The organism is Rubritalea spongiae (assembly GCF_042652385.1).
GTDB lineage: Bacteria > Verrucomicrobiota > Verrucomicrobiia > Verrucomicrobiales > Akkermansiaceae > Rubritalea > Rubritalea spongiae.
Window position 1 is genome coordinate 611412 of the sequence record NZ_JBHSJM010000001.1, and the last position, 14324, is coordinate 625735.

The window sequence follows — 14324 nt, forward strand, 5'->3', positions numbered from 1 at the left end:
AGCAGGCTACATGACTGAGGAAAAACGCAGAAATGAAGACGAAGTAATGCCGCTCTTTATTGCAATCAGCTCCGCTGACTAGCGTTCATATCAAAATCATCCATTCCGACAATATAGCCGGGAGAATGGTATAACTTCTCCATCTAGCAGAAATCACACATCTACTAAGAGTCGCTTCCACGCGGCTCTTTTTTTTTTGACGAAAACCCGCCACTGGCGCAATAAACACCATCCAACATCCGCGCGATCGCGATTCCCCGCTTTCTTCAAAGTCACCAGACTTAGCACAGATGATCCTTTCGACATTTCTACTTTAGAGCACAGCTCTGTCTATTCACCTCCCCCGCAGAGGAGGCTAACAGACTTCAGTAAAACGACTATCGCAACTTAAAGTGGAACGAGCTTTGAACACCTCCATCCACTTGCTTTGTCTGGAGTGAAAGTGACTCTATTGACTCAGATGCTTCAATAAGGCCTTCGAGAACAGGCTGAGCTTCTTGGAAATTCGCATACTCAGTTTCATCCATAAAATCAGCACCATGCTTAGCAACCAACTCTAACCAGTTTGAACTAAGTTCACGCAGTGGATCAAAGTGAAATGCAAACTCCGCCATCGCTTCACCTTCTTCCTCCTTGGAAAACTGTGCAGCCAATTGATTCGCAAAATCTGATGACGACCCCATAATAAAAAGATCATCACTTACCGAAACACTCGGAGTACAATTCTGATGCGCAAACGGGATCTGGAATGTCCATGAGGTGAGTCCGTTAGACTCGCTCTTGAACGGACGCTGCATCGGAATCGGCGTCCCAGTCATTACTCCAGCCTGCTTCAGAAGACGCTCCGCAGTGCTATTGATTTTCTCCCAACTCGCCGCCAACTTGCTGCGGTCTTTGACCGTGCTAAGATAGCTCATACGCGGCAGTTTTCCGTTTTTCAACACATCTTCAGGAATCATAGGTGCTGTTGGCAACTCTCCGTTAATATCGATAACAACTGCGGATTCAGCTCCCAATCCATCATTCAAGTCATCGCGAAGAGCACTCCACAACTGCATCAAATCGTTCTTAAACATTCCATCGACCATACTGAAGCTCGCTGTGTACTCGGTCAGATCACTTTCCTCAAAATTTAAGCCACTCAGCTGCTTCACCATCTGGTAAACTGTACTTCCTAGCGAATCCACATACTCCAGCGCCAATTCCGCTTGGGCAGGATTATTCACCCAGTTCGCAGAGAAGAGAACACCATCGCCATCACCTACTTTAGAGAGCTTACGTTTCGCCTCGAGATCGAGTTCTGGATAATTTCCTGTGTAAAAACTTTCCGCCTTAATTCCTTCCTCATGAAAGACAGCCATCGTCGAAAGCCCAGCTTCATAGGTTTCATAATAAGCCTTTTCGCGATCAATCAGATCAGCCAATAATCCCTCTAACACGCGCGTATCACCAAAGGCATCAGTCTCTTTTAAACCATCAAGAACCCCCAATGCCATATCTTGCATCCCGGATTGATTATCAATAAACGACTCACCCAGAGCCTCCTCCATGAAAATCAAACTAATCAAATCCTTATCGCTATACTGTTGGACCGATGCCATCTCGTCGTGCGCGAGCACCGATTCCTCAGCTGACTCAGCAAATTTAAATTCTTCCTCAGCCGAACCGATGAAAAAGACGAGATAGTCTCCCTTCTCAGCTATCAATGCCACCACATCCTTCTCCTCTGCTGACTTTATAAATGAAGTGTAAGCATCCTCACTTAGGGTCGCACGCATCTCAGCACCTTCTTCTCCCTTTAGCATTTCGGCAAACTTCTCACCGCGGACAGCTAAGCCACTGTATACTTCAGACTCCACAGTCTCAAAAACCACTTCACCTTCAGACTGCATCTCTACCAACATCTGAGCACTCGACTTGATCTGATTTAGGTAAGCCTTACGCTTCTCCTCATCGCTCAGCTTAAACCCAAAATACATTGGCGGCATTGAGAATTGCTCAAACAGCTCCAGCATTCTCGGATCTTTCAGCCATTCATCAATGTAGTTCGTGTCGATGTCATAGCTTTCCTCATTACCTTCCCCTAGCGAAGCTCCTAACAATTCCACCATCGAACGCATTTGATGATAATTCGAGAGCGCTGACACCTCTAGTAAATGCCCAGTCTGATCTGGAGCTCCCGTACCCACAGCAAAAAATAATTCCTCACCAGCAACCTCCATAAACTTCGCAAAGTCTGGGTCTTCAAACAAATCGTCTAAACTCTCACCATCTTGCTCAGCCAATGTATTGAGATACTTCCCAACACTGGAATTACGGAGCTTCTCTAGAAGCCCTGCTCCATCGTATAATGTCCAAAATGCTGATGTATCTTTCGGTAAGTTGACGGCAAAACCAGCTTTCTCAGCTAGCTTCTTCAAATGATCCACCTTCTCTTCTTCGTGAACCTTCTCTTCCAGAACCTCTACTGCCTGCCCGACAACATCTCCGTCAACATGGTCGTTCGATTTTTTACAGGATGGAAGAAATGCCGCACTAGCGACTAATGGAAGTACGAAGTAATATGGTGATTTCATAGTCTATGCGCAGGCTAAGAAAATCTGCTAGACCATAGCAATTCTAAATTCCCAACTCATTTCAAAATGAATCAAATAAATTTTGAGCAGAGACGTACCGCAGACTAATCTAGAATACGTTACTCTTCAGACAAGACACACCTGCAAATGCATCATCCAAATAACGGATCCCATTGTATTCCATGCTACAAGAACTCTGGAGTCTTTTATTAAAACCTTTAGAACATTGAATAGTGTTGATCGAGCAGCACCCGCAAGAAGCTATGAACCTCTATCGGTTAGCATTCGTAGATTTTTGCGAGACATATAAAAGGGAGACCCTAAGACAGCGGTTAAAACGCCATCGCCAAGAGCCTCCCTTGACTATGAAAGAATCAATACATTTCTATCGGCGTCTCCGGGCAATGAGAGTAATTGCACCAAAACCAAGGAGGGCCATTGAACTAGGCTCCGGAACCGCCACTGTGCTATTGTCTAGATCAAATGAGAAATCAAGGAGACGGTACGTTTGTGTGCCCGCACCACCAATATTCGTGAGGTAGGCAGTTTGCACACCACCTAAGTCAATGTTCGTCCCTCTGGCCCCACTCCAAGCCACTGCTGATGCGCCTGTCCCAGTGTAACCCTGCTGGCCAGTTTCAGAGCCATAGGTTGTAATCTCATCAAAGCCATTAAAGGTAACATCGTTAGTATAACCTTCACCACGCGTATAGGTAGTGCTGTCGATACTGAAAATAAAGGTTTCTGTATCTGCCTGTGCCTTACCAATTCTGTTGACTGCAGCTGGATCTAGATTCGTTACATCAGTAACACCGAGTGTGAGTTCGTCAGTAACGGTCACTCCATAATCGCTTCCTGAGACAGCGGAGAGGCGCAATACGGCAGTAAATGTGTCGTCTACTAAGCCAAGTCCATCAAGATCTCCTGTTCCAGTGATCGTATAAAGAAGATCATTACCGTCAGCTACAGTACTCACCGTAAAGGGCGCCGAACCAGCCATCTGATCTCCGTCGTATAGAGTTAAGTTCTGTAGCACAGCAGCATGCATAGAAGTCATAGCGAGTGCTGACATTAATATAATAGTTGTTTTCATAGAGTTCGATTTTGTGTTAAGTGAGCCTTTGTCCCAAAGGGGGAAATAAACTCTCACTAAGATCCACATCCGTGATATCTCAGCATTGAAAACCTATCTACTTGTAGCTAAATGCTAAACCCCCATATTTCTGGGGGAGGTAATCTCAAGATACCTTCCCAAAAAGAAATCCGTGTTAAAGAATGGTAGAAAAATGCGACTTCCCCCGATAAACTAAAGCAATTTATCATGCCTAATACTTGCCAGTTGTGTATTCTCTTGAAATCGTAACTTTATGCCGGAATTACCCGAAGTCGAAACAACATGCCGAGGTATTCGCCCCCATATCGATGGTCAGACAATCAAGCGTATCGATGTACGAAACGGACAACTTCGTTGGCCGGTATCAGATGAAATCTATGCACTACGAGACACTGAAGTGGTATCCATTAAACGCAGAGCCAAATACATTTTAATTGAACTTGCGTCAGGTAACCATCTCCTGCTGCACCTTGGCATGTCAGGAAGCCTCCGCATTTCAGATCCTGCTGAAGAACTTCGCAAACACGATCACCTCATTTTTCATTTAAGTAATGGCTTAGAAATGCGCCTCCACGATCCACGCCGTTTTGGCTGCGCTCTATGGGTGGAGAACGCTGTTGACGACCACCCACTATTTTCCAAATTAGGGCCCGAGCCTCTGAGCGACGCGTTCACTCTCCCTCACTTCATCCAAACCTGTGCCAAACGCGACCGAGCAATCAAACTCCACATCATGGACAATGCCATCGTCGTTGGCGTCGGCAACATCTACGCCTGCGAATCACTCTTCATTGCCGGCACCCACCCCAAACGCTCCGCAAATAAAATCAGCAAAGCGCGCCTCACCAAACTTTACGATGCCATCCGCTTCGTTCTCGCTCGCTCGATTGAACAAGGCGGAACGACTCTAAAAGACTTCCTCCACAGCGATGGCCAACCTGGCTACTTCAAACAACAACTCGAAGTCTACGACCGCGAAGGTCAGAACTGCCGAAAATGCGACACTTCGATCAAACGCATCGTCCTCGGCCAGCGTTCCACATTCTATTGCCCCAAATGTCAGAGCTAAAACTTAAGAAATCTTAATAACCCATTCTACCCCAGACGCAACGAAGCTAGCAAACAACACAATACTTGGCGCCAAGCAACACAGCGAAGGTGATAAAGATGCTTTTGATCTAAAAACCCGCTTGACTCTTCATTACAAACCGCCTAATCACTCGCACCCCAAATCTGAACGAAACATTTTCCCATGGCTACAACAGAAGTTATTCTCCGTACAAAGATCGACAATCTCGGCGCTGAAGCCGACGTTGTAAAAGTAAAGGCTGGTTACGCACGTAACTTCCTCATTCCACAAGGCAAAGCATTTGAAGCTACTGAGGAAAATCTCCAGAACACTGAAGATCTCAAGAAAGCACGCGCTGAACGTGAAGCTGCAGAGCTCGCTGAAGCACAAGAAATCGCTGCTAAAATCAAGAAAGCTAAGATCTCCTTCGAACTCGAAGTAGGTGAAGGCGGCAAAGCATTCGGTTCTGTTACTACTCTCGACATTCAGAAGAAGCTCGAAGAAGCAGGTATCACACTTGACCGTAAAGCTCTCAAGCTTGACGGCCCTATCAAATCTGCTGGCACAACTAAGATTGATGTTAAGCTTGCTGGTGACACCACTGCAACTCTTACGGTAGTAGTTAACACACCATCTACTGAAGAAGCTTAATTTTTTCTTCAAATCATAATTTCTAAAAGGTTCAACCTAAATAAGGTTGGGCCTTTTTTATTGTTAGGAACAGACCTACACGAAGAAAATACTTCCATCTCAGTTTTTCCATCATATAAATAGGTTAATCTACAATTTGTATATTACATATGAGAAACTACCTATTCTTTAGTGCCCTTCCATTGGTTTGCTCAAACATAGCATATGCTGACTGGCGAGATGATATTAGTTGGGAAGAGCTGCAAGAATGGGCTACTCTAAATTCAGTAACACTACCGACCAGCACAGCTCTTACTGTAGGCATTTCTGAAGCCCAAACTAGAAAAGAAACATACCCAGGGTCAGGTGTTTACGATTACGGTTACGCTCCTGACCCCTCCTATAGCCAATTCAGTGATGAATCTATCACCGATGTTTCGAACATCCCCATGGATATCTATTCTAGCCACGCTAATGGGACTGCCTCCTATTTTTTTGGGAACACTACGAGTTTCATGCCTAGCATTGGACACGCAAACGTTTACGAGGCTGGTAATTTTGCATTTTCAAAACTCTTTTCTACTCCCACCAGCGGATGGTCAGAATCAGTAATGAGCCACGCATGGATTGGAAGCTCGGGAAGCGTAAACAACACGCGCTTTATCTCTGCGATGCTTGATCAAACTACAATCGATTCCTCAGTACTCCATATAGTTGGAATTAAGAACGGGGCTCAAAGTTTACAATCCGAACTTCTATGCCACAATTACAATAATCTCTCAGTAGGTCGAAGTGACGGCAATCACTCATACGGCTCAATTCCCAGCGGATATGAGGGAGCAGATCGCCAGAAGCCCGAACTCGTCTCCCCTTTAGGAACTACAAGCGCATCTACAGCAGCCATCGCCTCAATGGCAATATTCTTACGAGAGCACGCTAATACTCATTCTAGCTTAAATGCTAAACTTCCAGTAGTTCTGAAATCCTGCATATTAGCTGGTACTAATAAAGAGAAACTCACAGATTGGGAGAACTCCTCTAGCGAACCAATCGATGATACTTTTGGAGCAGGTGAAGCTGACATTTTAAGCAGTTTACGCATACTCAATGAATCCGAGTCTAGTACTGGTGCTGTAGGCCTCAGAGGTTGGGATTACGCCAGCATCCTCAACCAGGCTCAAGAATACACCATTACCATTCCCAGCTATGCAAGTTCTGCTAAAATTTGTGCTAACCTGAGCTGGAACAGAAATGCAAGCTACGGGAATTACAGTACATTAACAGATTATTCTCTCACTCTCAAAGACTCTTCCGACAACGTCATTTTCAACTCGGACAGTCCGGTCAATAACTTGGAGCATGTTTGGCAGACAGGTCTGCAACCAGGTACATATACCCTCGTCGTAAATAAAAGTAATGACACAAATCTAAGTACATTTTATGCCTTGGCTTGGCGTACCGAAGTTGAAACAAACAACGCTCACAGTACGCTAACCAAGACAGAAACGCTCAATCAAATAAGCTTCTCCAACTTGGCTCCTGAGCACTCCTACATTCTCGAACGCAACATTGATCAAACTACTTGGCAAGAAGTAAGCACACTCACTTCGACCGTCACCGGAACTCTCGACTACAACGATCCAAATACGAGCCTCGGCGACCAAGTCTTCTACCGTCTTCGTTATTTCACTCCCTAGCGCGCATCTATCCTTGCTCTTCCTAGCAACGAGCGGCACATTGCAGTCATGAGTATGAACGATCAACTTACTGCTGACATGAAAGACGCGATGAAGTCCAAGGACAAAATCGCCCTCTCCACCATCCGCGCCCTCAAGACTGCCATCAAAAATGCCGCTATAGAACAAGGTGGTGCCGATGCAGTTCTCGATGACGCCGCAGTCATGGGAATCATTCGCAAGCAAATCAAGCAACGCCAAGACTCCGTCGAACAATTTAACTCAGCAAACCGCCCTGAACTCGCCGACAACGAACTCGCAGAAATTGCAGTTCTCGAGAAATATCTTCCTGCAGCTATGAGCGACGACGATATCGCTACCGCTGTCGCTGAAGCAATTGCTGAAACCGGTGCCACTTCACGCGCTCAAATGGGCCAAGTCATGGGCGTACTGCAGAAAAAAACCGAAGGTCGCGCCGATGGTAAAACTCTCTCGCAAGCTGTAATGAAGGCACTTTCCTAAGCCTCTAGCTCTATCTCTTTAAAATGCTGTCCGCCATCATCGTCGCTGCAGGTTCGAGCAGACGCATGGGCTTTGATAAACTCATGGCTCCGCTTGCTGGAGATCCAGTACTAGAACACACCACCAACGCCTTTCTTCAGTCTCCTGATGTGGCTGAAGTAATCTTGGTCTGCCCAGAAGAACGCTTTAACCAGCTCGATCTTTTAGAAAATGGAACACTAATCAAGCGAGTTGATGGTGGATCTGATCGACACAACTCCGTCGCAAACGGACTTGCTACCCTCGATCAAGGATCAAGCTTTGTCGCTGTCCATGACGGGGCTCGCCCCCTCATTTCCCAAACGCAAATTCGAGCAACACTCGACGCAGCTGAAGAATATAAAGCAGCTACTTCCGCACGCCGAGTGACAGAAACTGTGAAGCGCGCAGATGCAAATCAATACATTTCAGAAGCGGTCGACCGCGAGAACCTCTGGCTCATGGAGACCCCACAGATTTTTGATAAACAACTTTTATTAAAAGCCTACCGAAATGTCGAAGAAACCAACACCCTCGTCACCGACGAAGTCTCCGCACTCCAACTCATTGGCATCAAAACCTACCTCGTACCAAATCCTACTCCCAACCTGAAAATCACCTTCCCCGAAGACCTCGCACTCGCAGAACTTCTCCTCAGCCACTAATGTCCTACCAGCTCACGAATCTCCGCGGCTTTCACATTGCAACTTGCGAAATGCAACACGTAGAAAGTGTCTCAGCCGGATTCTTTATTCCTATCGGCAGTCGCTTCGAAGAAGCTGCGATCAACGGCTCAGCTCATTTCGCTGAGCACATGATTTTTAAAGGTACAACAACTCGCAACGCCCTCGATATTGCCATCGAAATTGAAGGATCTGGTGGCGCCATTAATGCCTACACCACTGAGGACCAAACCTGTCTCGAAACCCGTGGCCCAGCGGAACTCTTTCCCCACTTTCTAGAGATCATGAGCGACATGCTCTGGAACTCAACCTTTCCCTTTGAAGAAGTCGAACGCGAACGCGAAGTCATCGCAGAAGAAATCGTGATGTACCAAGAGAACCCAAGCGATCATCTTCACGACCTTCTCTCCCTTGCTCTCTGGCCTGATCACCCACTCGGCAGACCAATCACTGGCTCCGAAGCCTCCATCCTCGGTATCAATGCTGAATCTCTCAAAGCATTCACCCAACAATGCTATAACTGTGAAGGCCTCACACTAGCAGTCGCAGGAAACATCTCTCACGAAGCGGTCGTCGCCTTAGCCGACACCTTGCTCCCCAAAAGCTCACAAGCAAAACTCCCTTTCAAACAGTACCTACACACACCCAGCGCTGGTTCTGTACCTTTTATTCACGACCGCCGCAACAATGAGCAATCACACCTCGCGCTAGCATTTCATACTTCTGGTCGCCACTCAGAAGAGCGCCACGTCTTACGCATGCTGAGCTTGCTGTTAGGTGAAACCATGAGTTCTCGCCTCTTCCAAGAACTCCGCGAAAAGCGCGGCCTGTGCTACCACATCTCTAGCGATTTCAGTCTCTACGAAGACACTGGCACCTTTGAAATCCACGCGGCGTTAGATAGTGATAGACTCAGAGAAAGCTTCAAAGCCATTCAAGAAGTCCTGCAAGAAGTGATAAAAAATGGCTTTAACGCAGATGAACTAGCCCAAGCGAAACGCTTCGCATCCGGCCAGGCCCGTATCGGCCTAGAAACTCCTCAAGCGCAAATGAGCTGGCTCGGCGACTCGCTCACCTCCTTCGGCTCCATTGTCGACCCCGACAAAGCACGTGAAATCCAAGACTCTGTCACGCTAGAACAATGCCACGCACTCGCTAAAAAAACATTTCAGTTAGAGAACCTCGCAATCTCCAGCATTGGACCTCATCGAGAAAAAGGCATGCAAGCCCTGATCGACGACTTCCAACTCGCTTGATCCACTAACTTTCTGGCAACTCCATCTGAAACTGAGGCAGCCTCGCGCAAAAAAGAACTCCCCCATCAGTCTTGCCGAATAAGGCGCCCGCAGCCTCAGCTCGCTGCGCAATGACGTGATAACTATTGTAGGTAAAATTCTCTCCAGGCTGGATAATTGGCATTTCACCTACCACTCCTTCGCCTTCGACCACCGTACATTCACCATCGGCCTCACGCACGATCCATTTGCGCCCACGAATTTGAATCTGCTCAGTCGATTCATTCTCCACCGTGATAAAATAGACAAATGCGTAGGGCTTCTCAGGTGGTGCATTGAGATTGGGAACATACATCACATTGTCCACCATCACCCGGACTCCTGGAATCTGTAAAAACTGAGGTTGCACAGCCACATGTTAGACATATTTTACGCCATCTAGCAATCATCAAGCTATTCACTCGGTTCTGAACAAAAACCCATGACAAATGCATTTCATTCGCTAAATAGAAGAAATGCGCACCGCAGTTTACGCTGGCTCTTTCGATCCACCAACCAATGGCCACCTTTGGATGATCCAACAAGGTCTCGAACTATTCGATCACCTCTACGTCGCCATTGGCTCGAACCCATCGAAAACCTATACCTTCTCCGTCGAAGACCGCATGGAAATGCTCAAGCAATCTCTCCCCAGCTGCGAGCGCCTCACAGTTAGCTATTTTGACAATCGCTACCTCGTAGACTACGCCAAAGAAGTGAATGCACAATACATACTCCGTGGCATCCGCTCCCCTGGTGACTACGAGTACGAACGTGTCATGCGCCACATCAATGGCGACATGGCTCCAGACATCACTACCACTATCCTCATGCCTCCGCGCGATATCGCCGAACTCTCATCGAGCATGATAAAAGGCCTCACTGGCCCGGACGGCTGGGAATCCATCATCCAGCGCTACGTCCCTGACCCAGTCATGCAGCGACTCATCAAGCAAACTGACCAATAGACAAATTGCGCAATCTCATTCGCTCTTATTAAAGTAATTCTGAAATTTTCTAAAAACACCAACGTAAACAAAAACTTAATGGATCACGAAGCACTCTCAGCAGAAGTTGAATCCCACTACCAATGGGTCGAAAGCCTTAAACTAGAAATGGGCCGCGTTCTCGTCGGCCAATCATCACTTGTCGATCGTCTCATCATTGGCCTCCTCACCAATGGTCACATCCTTCTAGAAGGTGTGCCTGGCCTCGCAAAAACTCTCGCTATCAAGTCGCTTGCCGGTTGTATGGAAGCCGATTTCGCCCGCCTTCAGTTCACGCCTGACCTCTTGCCCGCCGACCTTCTCGGCACCATGATTTACAGCCCTGAAAACGGAGAGTTTTCCGCCAAACTTGGCCCCATTTTCTCCAACCTGATTCTCGCAGATGAGATCAACCGTGCGCCTGCGAAAGTGCAATCAGCTCTTCTCGAAGCCATGCAAGAACGCCAAGTCACCATTGGCGACACCACATACCCACTCCCCGACCCATTCCTCGTTCTAGCAACTCAGAACCCAATCGACCAAGAAGGAACCTACACCCTTCCAGAAGCTCAGCTCGACCGATTCCTCGTCAAAGTCACCGTCGATTACCCATCAAAACAAGAAGAACTCACCATTCTCGACCGTATGGCTACCTCAGGAAAGATTTCCGAGACTAAGCCAGTGGTGAACACCGAAACCGTTTCCAAGTGCCGCAAGCTGGTGAACCAAATCTACATCGATCCAGCAGTACGCGAATACATCGTCGAGCTCGTCCACAATACTCGGAACCCGAGCAACATCGATCCCGCTCTAACTCCGCTGATCCGTGCCGGCGCCTCACCACGTGCTACTATCAATCTCGCTTTGGCAACCAAGGCCCGAGCCTTTACCCAAGGGCGTGCTTTCGTCACACCTCAAGACGTCAAAGATCTTGCTCCAGACGTTCTCCGCCATCGCATCCTTCCTAGTTACGAAGCGGAAGCAGAAGACATCAGCACAGACGTCATTGTAGAACGCATTCTTCAGAAAACCATCGTCCCTTAATGACTCAACGCGCAGTAAAATTCCTCTTACCTATCGCAGCCTGCATCAGTCTTGCAGCCTGTTCGCAGCTCGTAAAAACGCACAGCCAGAGCTCCGTCACAGTACAAACTCCCAGCAGCTGGAAAGAAGCTTCAAAAGGGCAAAATAAAAAAATATCTAGCGGTTGGCTCAATGACTTCAACTCGCCAGCCATGAACAAGCTGGTCAACGAAGCTCTCAACAACAACCCCAACATCAACGCCGCCGCTGCCAGGCTCCGCGCCGCCAAAGAAGGAACTATCAGCGCACAAGCCGCCATGCTCCCCACTGTCGGCGCCAACACTGGAACCTCACATTCACGTTTTGAAAATGGAGACTCGGCTAGCACCTCTGCCGAAAATTATAACCTGCGCTTAAACGCATCCTGGGAGCCAGATCTCTGGGGCCGCCTCCGCGATCTCCGCGATTCATCTCTCTCGGCCTATCAAGCCGATGTTCAGCAGTACAGAGGCGCACGACTTTCCCTCGCGGCCAACACTGCGAAAGCTTGGTGTAACCTCGTCACCGCCCAAAACCAAGTCGACCTCGCTAAAAACATCCTCGAAAGCTTCAACAAAAATAACGCAATCGTAGAGCGCAACTACAAAGCAGGCGTCCCCGGCACTCGGGCCATTGACGTCCAATTCAGCCGTAACAACGTCGCCTCAGCACAACGCACGCTAAAAAGTAGAACGCAAGATCGAGATGAAGCATCGCGCCAACTCGAACAACTACTCGGAAGATACCCTTCTGCTTCTATCATCGCCGCAGCTGAGCTACCAGATTTCAATGAAAACCCACCAGCCAGTATCCCCTCAGAACTTCTGATCAGACGCCCAGATCTCGCTGCAGCTCAATTACGCATCTATCAATCAGCCAAACAAGCGGATGCCGCACAAAAAAACTTACTACCCAGTATCAATCTAAGCGGCTCACTCAGTACCAACAACGCCCAAGTTGGCAACATTTTTGACCCTAACTTCTTAGCCTCAAATGTCGCAGCATCTCTCACCCAGAGCATCTACCGCGGGGGCGAACTTCAAGCCAATGTTCGAGCAGCACTCGATCGCAATAAAGCCGCAATCTACGACTTTAGTGACCAGGCCCTCACCGCATTTCGAGAAGTCGAAAATGCCCTAGCCGCTGACAAATCATTGGCAGAACAAGAAAAATTCCTTCTCGTCGAAGTGCGCCAAGCCCAACTCGCCGTCAAATCCTCCGAACTCGATTACTCAGAAGGGCTTGATTCCTCAGGAATCCTCGAAATCCTAGAAGCCCAACGCCGTGCTAATAACTCGCGCGCTCAGCTCATTTCACTCAAAAATCGACGCCTGCAGAACCGGATCGATCTCCACCTAGCTCTCGGTGGTGATTTCTACACCCCCGAGCCTAAAAGTTAGATTTTACCTGAGCTGAAGAAAATTCTTTTCATCCCAGCTCTTACTGCCAATCTCCTCGCACCGCATTATGTTCACGCCCAAATGGAAAAAAGAGGCCAAGCACCTCTATAAAGGTTCGAAAAAGTTTATCCACTATAAACGCGACCTGCTAGAGCAAGACCGTATCGAGGAAATCGAATCTCGCCGCGCTGACCTACAGAAAGCATGGAAATCTGGATCAAAAGAAGAAGCAAAAGAGGCGGGCAACCAACTTCAAGCATGCTGTGAACAGGCGCTCCCCCGTTATAAAGCTCCCGACGCTCTTGCAGAAAACGTAGAAGTTCTTTTCGTGGCCATCGTTATCGCCCTCGGACTCAGAGCATACTACCTTCAACCTTTCCGCATCCCCACAGGCTCCATGCGCCCATCGCTCAATGGCCTCATCGGCTACGTTGAGCCAAAAGAAAATTGGCCATCATTTCCTGTTAGAATGCTCCAAGAAGCTCTCTACGGACGTAGCTATTACAGCGTCACCGCTGAGCAAGATGGCGACCGAATCGTGAATATCAAACAAGGCCAATGGATGCACTTTTTCAGCCGTTGCTACATCACCTTCGAAAGTGGCCGAGTTGAAAGCGTTCCTGGCTCAGAATCTTCCTTCCTCGAAAGTATAAACTTCGAAAAAATACGCCAAGACTTTGGAGCTCCCATCGGCGCTGAAGCCCTTCCCTATGTTCGCTTCCCGAAAGACTACAAGATAGCTGAAGGCTACATGAACTCTGGAGACCTTGTTCTCGTCGACAAATTCTCCTACCACTTCCGCGCTCCTAAAGCTGGTGAAACTTTCGTTTTCGATACTCGCGAGATCAAACAAATCCGAAACCAACCAGGCTACGGTTCCCACTACATCAAACGCCTCATCGCTACCCCGGGTGACAAAGTCGAACTCATCGGCGGCACCCCTGATATCGACAATCAAAACCAAGCTATCCACCGCGATGCCATCCTTCACCTCAATGGGGAAAAAATGAAAGCTCCCGGAGTGCTCAAAGTAGAATCCAAACAAGATGGCTACTCTGGCTACATCTCAGGCTATCGCCTCCCTCAGGGACGTCCACTTCTCATGAAAGATAAACCATCATCAGGGAAATCGGAATACTGGGCGATGGGCGACAACTCACCGAACTCGTCGGACTCTCGCATGTGGGGAACTGTAAAAGAATTTAACCTCGTTGGCCCTGCCGCCTTTACCCTCTGGCCATTTGGCTCAGGCCACTGGGGCTTTATCGATTAGCCAGAGACGCACGAACAGGCTCCGCTCACGTACATACCTTT

The 14324-nt window shown here is 48.0% G+C and carries 13 protein-coding genes; 10 read left to right on the plus strand and 3 right to left on the minus strand.

Annotation, left to right across the window (positions count from 1 at the left end; translation table 11 throughout):
• Window positions 1–377 precede the first annotated feature (377 nt).
• On the minus strand, window positions 378–2576 hold the full coding sequence (locus ACFPK9_RS03000) for a hypothetical protein (protein WP_377093140.1): 2199 nt from the start codon (window positions 2574–2576) through the stop codon (window positions 378–380).
• A gap of 385 nt (window positions 2577–2961) precedes the next feature.
• A complete protein-coding gene (locus tag ACFPK9_RS03005) occupies window positions 2962–3669 on the minus strand; it encodes a PEP-CTERM sorting domain-containing protein (RefSeq protein WP_377093141.1) in 708 nt (235 codons plus the stop codon).
• Window positions 3670–3943: 274 nt separating this feature from the next.
• Here ACFPK9_RS03005 and mutM point away from each other — a divergent pair, with 274 nt between their 5' ends.
• The 6 genes from mutM to ACFPK9_RS03035 all read left to right on the plus strand — a co-directional run bounded on the left by mutM (window position 3944) and on the right by ACFPK9_RS03035 (window position 9544).
• Window positions 3944–4759, plus strand: coding sequence for a bifunctional DNA-formamidopyrimidine glycosylase/DNA-(apurinic or apyrimidinic site) lyase (gene mutM / locus ACFPK9_RS03010; RefSeq protein ID WP_377093143.1), 816 nt, complete (start codon window positions 3944–3946; stop codon window positions 4757–4759).
• A 183-nt stretch (window positions 4760–4942) separates the two neighbouring features.
• The gene (rplI, locus tag ACFPK9_RS03015; RefSeq protein ID WP_377093145.1) at window positions 4943–5410 is read left to right on the plus strand and encodes a 50S ribosomal protein L9; all 468 of its coding nucleotides are present in this window, start codon (window positions 4943–4945) and stop codon (window positions 5408–5410) included.
• A 149-nt stretch (window positions 5411–5559) separates the two neighbouring features.
• Entirely contained in the window at window positions 5560–7086 is a 1527-nt protein-coding gene (locus tag ACFPK9_RS03020; protein ID WP_377093146.1) for a hypothetical protein, read from the plus strand.
• Between the two features lie 54 nt (window positions 7087–7140).
• Window positions 7141–7587, plus strand: a complete 447-nt coding sequence (locus tag ACFPK9_RS03025; RefSeq protein WP_377093148.1) for a GatB/YqeY domain-containing protein — start codon at window positions 7141–7143, stop codon at window positions 7585–7587.
• A gap of 23 nt (window positions 7588–7610) precedes the next feature.
• A complete protein-coding gene (ispD, locus tag ACFPK9_RS03030) occupies window positions 7611–8270 on the plus strand; it encodes a 2-C-methyl-D-erythritol 4-phosphate cytidylyltransferase (protein WP_377093150.1) in 660 nt (219 codons plus the stop codon).
• 50 nt (window positions 8271–8320) lie between these two features.
• Window positions 8321–9544, plus strand: a complete 1224-nt coding sequence (locus ACFPK9_RS03035; protein ID WP_377093151.1) for a M16 family metallopeptidase — start codon at window positions 8321–8323, stop codon at window positions 9542–9544.
• Between the two features lie 4 nt (window positions 9545–9548).
• Here the strand turns inward: ACFPK9_RS03035 and ACFPK9_RS03040 are convergent, their stop codons facing one another.
• A complete protein-coding gene (locus ACFPK9_RS03040; RefSeq protein ID WP_377093152.1) occupies window positions 9549–9938 on the minus strand; it encodes an ApaG domain-containing protein in 390 nt (129 codons plus the stop codon).
• Between the two features lie 100 nt (window positions 9939–10038).
• Here ACFPK9_RS03040 and coaD point away from each other — a divergent pair, with 100 nt between their 5' ends.
• From coaD to lepB, 4 genes are all read left to right on the plus strand, one after another.
• Window positions 10039–10530: a pantetheine-phosphate adenylyltransferase gene (gene coaD, locus ACFPK9_RS03045; protein WP_377093153.1), complete on the plus strand. Its 492-nt coding sequence runs from the start codon at window positions 10039–10041 to the stop codon at window positions 10528–10530.
• A 78-nt stretch (window positions 10531–10608) separates the two neighbouring features.
• Window positions 10609–11592, plus strand: a complete 984-nt coding sequence (locus ACFPK9_RS03050) for an AAA family ATPase (RefSeq protein ID WP_377093154.1) — start codon at window positions 10609–10611, stop codon at window positions 11590–11592.
• Window positions 11592–13010 carry an efflux transporter outer membrane subunit gene (locus tag ACFPK9_RS03055; protein ID WP_377093155.1) on the plus strand — a complete coding sequence of 473 codons (1419 nt, stop codon included), beginning with the start codon at window positions 11592–11594 and terminating at the stop codon, window positions 13008–13010. Before ACFPK9_RS03050 ends, ACFPK9_RS03055 begins: the two co-directional genes overlap by 1 nt.
• Window positions 13011–13077: 67 nt before the next feature.
• Window positions 13078–14283: a signal peptidase I gene (gene lepB, locus ACFPK9_RS03060; protein ID WP_377093157.1), complete on the plus strand. Its 1206-nt coding sequence runs from the start codon at window positions 13078–13080 to the stop codon at window positions 14281–14283.
• Window positions 14284–14324: the final 41 nt, after the last annotated feature.